Source organism: Pseudomonadota bacterium, from assembly GCA_011049115.1.
In the GTDB taxonomy this organism is placed as follows: Bacteria; Desulfobacterota; Anaeroferrophillalia; order Anaeroferrophillales; family Tharpellaceae; genus DSCM01.
Window position 1 is genome coordinate 1 of the sequence record DSCM01000124.1, and the last position, 5,692, is coordinate 5,692.

At 55.0% G+C, this 5,692-nt stretch carries 4 protein-coding genes; 1 reads left to right on the plus strand and 3 read right to left on the minus strand.

Annotated elements, in window-relative coordinates:
• Positions 1–357: 357 nt before the first annotated feature.
• From ENN66_10745 to ENN66_10755, 3 genes are all read right to left on the minus strand, one after another.
• Positions 358–1,743 carry a sigma-54-dependent Fis family transcriptional regulator gene (locus tag ENN66_10745; protein ID HDS17058.1) on the minus strand — a complete coding sequence of 462 codons (1,386 nt, stop codon included), beginning with the start codon at positions 1,741–1,743 and terminating at the stop codon, positions 358–360.
• On the minus strand, positions 1,728–3,227 hold the full coding sequence (locus tag ENN66_10750; protein ID HDS17059.1) for a PAS domain S-box protein: 1,500 nt from the start codon (positions 3,225–3,227) through the stop codon (positions 1,728–1,730). The genes ENN66_10745 and ENN66_10750 overlap by 16 nt, the downstream gene beginning before the upstream one ends.
• A 101-nt stretch (positions 3,228–3,328) precedes the next feature.
• Complete coding sequence (locus tag ENN66_10755) at positions 3,329–3,862, minus strand: formylmethanofuran dehydrogenase (GenBank protein ID HDS17060.1); 534 nt, start codon at positions 3,860–3,862, stop codon at positions 3,329–3,331.
• A 215-nt stretch (positions 3,863–4,077) separates the two neighbouring features.
• Between ENN66_10755 and ENN66_10760 the strand changes: the two genes are divergently transcribed.
• On the plus strand, positions 4,078–5,355 hold the full coding sequence (locus ENN66_10760; GenBank protein HDS17061.1) for an MFS transporter: 1,278 nt from the start codon (positions 4,078–4,080) through the stop codon (positions 5,353–5,355).
• Positions 5,356–5,692 lie beyond the last annotated feature (337 nt).

Consider the following 5,692-nt stretch of genomic DNA (forward strand, 5'->3'; position numbering starts at 1 on the left):
CAAAAGGCCAACCCCTATAAACACCAACAACCCCACTAATCCAGTTCTAATCTTCATTCTCCCCTCCCAAAATCCAAATCGCATAAAATTCCAGCAGCACCAAATAACCCGCACCTTAACCGAGCAAACACCGTACCATAAAATAATATTTTACTAAAAACAGAAAAAGGGGATAGCCCAGAACATCCACCAAAATCAAAGCTCAAACAAAAATTTCAAATAAAACAAGGTAATTAAATAAATTTTATAGCCTGTAAAAATCAAGCTATCGCGCCGACGATAGAATTTTTTTTTACATACTAAATGGGAAGAGGCGACAAAAAACAGATGGATATTTTTTTACCAGGTGGGTTCTTTTTATCCAAGCGGATCGTTCTCGGGGTTACCCGGCGACAGGGATTTGAGCTTGGCGCGCAGAGTCGGGCGGGTAATGCCGAGAATACGAGCGGCCCGGGAGATATTGCCGTGACAGTGTTCGAGAACCGTCAGGATGTGGCGAGCTTCGACTTCGCGCAAGGGCTGGAGCGGGACGTTTGCAAGCGGGCCTGGGGACGACGGAGACGGGAATAAAGCCCGGGGCTGCTGCAGGAGGTCGGCGATACAGTCATCCTGCAGGCAATCACCCTTGGCCATGACCACGGCCCGGGTGAGCACATTTTCCAGTTCCCGGATATTGCCGGGCCAGTCATATTCCATAAAACGATTGATCGCTGACAAAGGAATGCGCTGAATGTTTTTTCCCAGGTTGCGGTTGATCTTTTCCACCAGGTATTCAGCCAGCAGAGGAATATCCTCCTTGCGTTTGCGCAGCGGTGGAATCGTGATCTCAAAAACCTTGAGACGAAAATAAAGATCCTCGCGAAATTCAGCGTTTTCCACCATTCGTCCGAGATCACGATTGGTCGCGGCAATGATTCTGGCATTGAATTTTATGCGACGATTGCCGCCGACCCGCTCGAATTCACGCTCTTGTATAAAACGCAACAGCTTGGCCTGAAGATGCACCGGAATCTCGCTGATTTCATCAAGAAACAGGGTGCCGTTACCGGCCACCTCGAGTTTACCCGGTTTACTGCCGCGAGCCCCGGTAAAGCTGCCTTCTTCATAACCGAAGAGTTCGCTTTCAAATAGATTTTCGACAATCGCCGAACAATTAAGGGCGACAAAGGGCTCCCGAGCGAGAACCCCGTGATAGTGAATCGCCCTGGCCACCAGCTCCTTCCCGGTGCCGCTTTCGCCGACAATCAGAACCGTGGTCTTGATCTCGGAAAGCAGACCGATTAACTTAAAAATCTCTTTAAGTTCATTGGAGCGACCAACAATCGTGTTTTCCTTGAAATCCTCGGCCACGACCTGGACAAATTCGGATTCGGGCAAAGCACTCAAGGCTTTTTCGACAACCGCGTCCAGGGCGTCGATATCAATCGGCTTGTGCAGATAATCAAAAGCCCCCAGTTTAATCGCCTGAACCGTGGTTTCCATCTCCTGATAGGCGGTAATGACGACCACCCGGCAGGGACTCCCATCGCCGCGCAGAGCCCGCAGGATTTCCAGACCGCCGAGACCAGGCAGGCGCAGATCAACAATCGCGACCCGAGGGCGGCTTTGCCGGATCAACTCAAGCCCGGCCTCACCGTTAACCGCCGCGGCAACCCGGTAGCCTTTTTCACGAAAATAGAGCTCCAGACTTTCAAGCAGCTCAAGATTATCATCAACAATAACTATTTTTACGGCTTCAGACACGGCAACCAAACCTTAAATACGGTTCCCCGAGCAAGCTCGCTGGTGACTGTAATAAAACCGCCATGCTGCTCTACAACCCTGAAAACATTACTCAAACCCAAACCGATTCCATTCTTTTTCGTGGTATAAAAAGGCTGAAAAATCTGCCCCAGCTCCGCATCGCCAAGACCGCAACCGCTGTCGGCAACCACCACCTCCAGCCCATATCCCCTTTCCTCATCGCTGCTCCGCAAGGTCCTGACGCTCAACTGCTTGTGGGCGCTTTCGGCCAGCGCCTCAATCGCATTAACGATAAGATTGTCAAAGACAATCTCCATGCTGCCGCAGTCAACCTTCAGTTTCGACAGGTTTTCGTCAAGCTCCAGAATCACCCTGATCCCGGACGCGGCCAGACGAGCTTCAAAACGCTGCACGGCGGCGGCCAATAACAGATTAAGATCATAAAGCTGGGGATTGATCTCGAGCGGGCGCGAAAACAACAAGGTATCGCGCAACAACCGGTCCAGCTTCTCGATATCGCGCAAGATGATTCCCATCCGCCGCTTGTCGTTTTCCACAAGTTCCAGACGTCTTTGCAAGACCCGGACATTAACCTTGATCGAAGACAGCGAATTGCGAATCTCGTGGGCAAAAACCGTGGCCACCCGACCGATCACCAGCAGACGTTCATTTTCCAGCTCCCGCCGGGCCAGAGCCATCCGCTCGACAATATCCCGGCAGACCCCGGCCAGAGCCGGTAGGCCGTCATACTGCACCTGGTTCAATTTAATTTCCACCGGAAAGCGACTGCCGTCGGCCTTCAGGGCTTCGGTCGCGAAAACCTCCCGGTCAAGCGCCGCGGTCAGCTCTTCGTCGCCGCCGGCGAAAAGCTCGGCAAAACTCTTCCCGACCAGCCTTTCCGAGCGTCGCCCAAGCATGCGACCAAGTGCCCGATTGGCAAAGATCAGCCGGCCCTGATAACAGACAAAATAACCGTCACTGATTTCTTCAACCAGGGTACGATAACGATTCTCCGAATTATAGAGCTGCTCGGTTCTCTCCTTGACCTTTCCCTCCAGGTTTTCGAGAAAACCCCGCATTTCCTCTTCATGTTTACCCTGAAAATATTCGCTGAAGCGATTGATCGTAACATCCACCGAGTTATTGACCGCCAGCAGGGCGCTAACCAACTCCTCTCCCTGAAAAACCAGAGGCAGGCGACGAAGCAAAATGACACGGAAAATACCGAAAGCCTTCTGTACCTCGGAAAGGGAAAAACCGCGTTCCAGACGCAGGCGGGTGATAAAAACGATAAAATCCTCAATCGGCTGCCAATCATGGTCGCAGATCACCGAGTAATTGCCGTCATAGGCCCGGGCCACGGTTTCCCGAAGCTCCGCTAAGGCCCGCTCGCGGTAGCGGGCGCTGATCGTTCGACTTAACTGGCGCACCCATTCGTCTATCAGAGCCCGGCGTTCCGTCTGCAAAAGTTGACAGAGATTCATGAAAAAGCATGCTCCGATCCGATAACTACCAACCCTGATTCACAATCAGTCCCATAGGTTTTGACCAACTTGCCGTTTTTACTCCGCCGGGCGGGGCCGGCTCAAACCAGCTTTTCATAACAAGGGATGCAGTAGTTTTTCCCCTGATGCTCCCGGATTCGACTTTCCATGGCCGCCTCGCCGCAGAGCTCGCAGACAATCGAGGCCATCGCCCGAGCCTTCTCGAGCTCGTCAATCCGGACCGGCTGAAGAGAAACCAAGCGGTCCTCATCGGCCGCCAGCAGCCATTTGATAAATTCTGGCCGGTTGCTGCGCAGATCGCCGGGAATTTTCATCTGGTTCAGAGAAACCCGGACCCCGGCCCCGGTCTTACGGTCGTAAAAGGTATAGACCTGCTTGCCGTAATCCTTGAAAATCAGATTGCCCTTCCCGAAGGTGCAACCGCTGATAAACTGCAGGGCATCGACGCCGCAGGCGTTGTTTTCCGTAATCGCCACCAGTTCATCATCCTCGGAACGCTGCCGCTGCTCCAGATAAACCATGGCCGCCCTGGTCATGCGATAGCCCATGGCCAGCCCCGGGCAGCTGTGCCCGTGAAAAGCTATCATTTTATCGTAATCGACTTCCACCATCATGAACCTGCCTTTCTTCCGCCGCGGTCACGAGAACCGCTTACTTGTTTAAACAACCTCCGACATTCAAAGCCGCGCCTGAAAAAACATGGACAAAGCCAAACAATTACGTTACTAATTTTTGGCTCTGCGCCGGATATTTTTCTGTAACATTATTCTGAACCCGGCGACAACTAATTTCTGCCGGCCCTTGTCAAGCCTTAAAACAGGAAAAGCCCATGCCCGCGACCTCAAGCAAGTCCCCGTCCGGGGCCCCCGCCCACCAGCAGAAAAAAACCGGCCCGCATTACAGCTGGATAATTGTCGGCAGCGGCCTGCTGGTTCTTTTCGCCTGCCTGGGCCTGGGTCGTTTTTCCCTGGGCATGCTGCTGCCGGCGATGGGCGGTTTTCTCAAGCTCAGCCATTCCCAGATGGGCCTGATCGGCACCGGTAATTTCGTCGGCTACATGGTCGCGGTCGCCCTGGCCGGCAAAGTGGCCGGGCGTCTCGGCACCCGGACGACAATCACCTGGGGGCTGCTTCTGGTGGCGGCCACCATGCTGCTCATCAGCCGGGCCGGCAACTTCGCGGTGATTCTTGGTCTGTATTTTCTGACCGGGGTCGGCAGCGGGCTGGCCAACGTGCCGATGATGGGACTGATCTCGCACTGGTTTCGTCGCAGCCTGCGGGGCCGCGCCGCCGGTGTCATGCTTTCCGGCAACGGCCTGGCGATTATCTTTGCCGGGTTTTATATCCCCTATATCAATCGCAGCCTGGGCCTCGAGGGCTGGCGCACCGGTTGGTGGAGCATGGGCCTGATGACCCTGGCCGCGGCTCTGATCGTCGGCCTGCTGCTGCGCAACCACCCTCGGGAAAAAGGGCTTGAACCCTTAGGTGTCGATCCCCCGGCAACCCCGAGACCCGTGACGGACTCCGGCCATCCCGCGGGCCGCGCCGCCGCTCCCGCCCGGCGCACCATGATCCATCTCGGCCTGATCTACTCACTGTTCGGCGCCACCTATGTCGTCTACGCGACCTTCATCGTGGTCATGATGGTCCAGGAAAAAGGCTTCGGCGAAGGCGCGGCCGGCACCTTCTGGGCCGCGGTCGGAGCCTTGAGCCTGTTTTCCGGGCCATTGTTCGGCTCGCTGTCGGACCGCATCGGCCGCCGCCGGAGCATCATGCTGATCTATGGTTTGTTTACCATAGCCTACCTGTTGGTAGCGGCCCGGCTGCCGAATTTTTGTCTCTATCTTTCGATCGGAATCTTCGGACTGGCGGTATGGAGCATTCCCACGATCATGGCGGCCACGGTCGGCGACTATCTGGGGGCCGAGCAAGCGCCGCGAGCTTTTGGTTTTATCACCCTGTTTTTCGGCGTCGGCCAGATTATCGGCCCGGCCACGGCCGGCTACCTCGCCGATCTTACCGGCTCTTTCCGCATCGCTTTCTGGCTCTGCGCCATGCTGACCGGCCTTGCCGTCCTGCTCACGACAAAGCTGAAAAAGCCGGCTTAACCTCATGGCGACCGCCGGGAACTATCATGTCGACTGATCCGAAGGCAAGCAGCCCGCTGATCGATAAGACGCGCTGCTCGCCGCCCAGAATATCCTGCTGGCGGGTCGGACTCAATCCATTGTTCAATAAGCCCGATCTTGTTATAGGGTAATGATTGGCCGGGGCTGGAAAGGTGCCCGTGAAGGTTCAGGGTTGGCTGGGCTGAAACCCGGTGGGTTTGGGGTTCGGCAAAGCTGCTTAGTTATGACAACCGAAATTTGACCAGTTGTGATTATCGAAAATGATCCAGGCGTTATCCGGATTGGCTGCATACTCCGTACCGGACCAGTACCACGA

What these genes read in the sequence shown, in the direction of transcription:
- ENN66_10750 (HDS17059.1), bottom strand. Translation starts at nt 3,227, where the DNA reads ATGAATCTCTGTCAACTTTTGCAGACGGAACGCCGGGCTCTGATAGAC.
- ENN66_10755 (HDS17060.1), bottom strand. Translation starts at nt 3,862, where the DNA reads ATGATGGTGGAAGTCGATTACGATAAAATGATAGCTTTTCACGGGCAC.
- ENN66_10760 (HDS17061.1), top strand. Translation starts at nt 4,078, where the DNA reads ATGCCCGCGACCTCAAGCAAGTCCCCGTCCGGGGCCCCCGCCCACCAG.